This window comes from Paraburkholderia sp. SIMBA_030 (assembly GCF_046535245.1).
GTDB lineage: Bacteria > Pseudomonadota > Gammaproteobacteria > Burkholderiales > Burkholderiaceae > Paraburkholderia.
The window spans coordinates 1-284 of the sequence record NZ_JAWRXB010000309.1; the positions used below are offsets into that span (position 1 = coordinate 1).

General features: G+C 60.6%; 1 protein-coding gene. It reads right to left on the reverse strand.

The window, feature by feature from the left end; genetic code table 11:
- On the reverse strand, positions 1-262 hold a 262-nt coding region (locus tag SB772_RS40125), incomplete at its 3' end, for an AAA family ATPase (protein WP_410838534.1).
- Positions 263-284: the final 22 nt, after the last annotated feature.

Consider the following 284-nt stretch of genomic DNA (forward strand, 5'->3'; position numbering starts at 1 on the left):
CTTCGCGTACCTGCATGGCAAGCTTGATGATCGGATTGTCGCGTGCCTGGCGGTGAATATCCGTCAGCAGGTAATCCGGATCCTGATTGGTGAAATAGCCTCCGCCCGAAACCGGAGGCAGCTGGCCGGGATCACCGAGCACCAGGATCGGCGTGCCGAAGCTCATCAGGTCCCTGCCGAGCGCCTCGTCCACCATCGAGCATTCATCGACGATGATCAGCGCCGCCTTTGCGACAGGGCTCTGGCGGTTGATGGTGAACATTGGCGCGATCGATGTCTTGCCG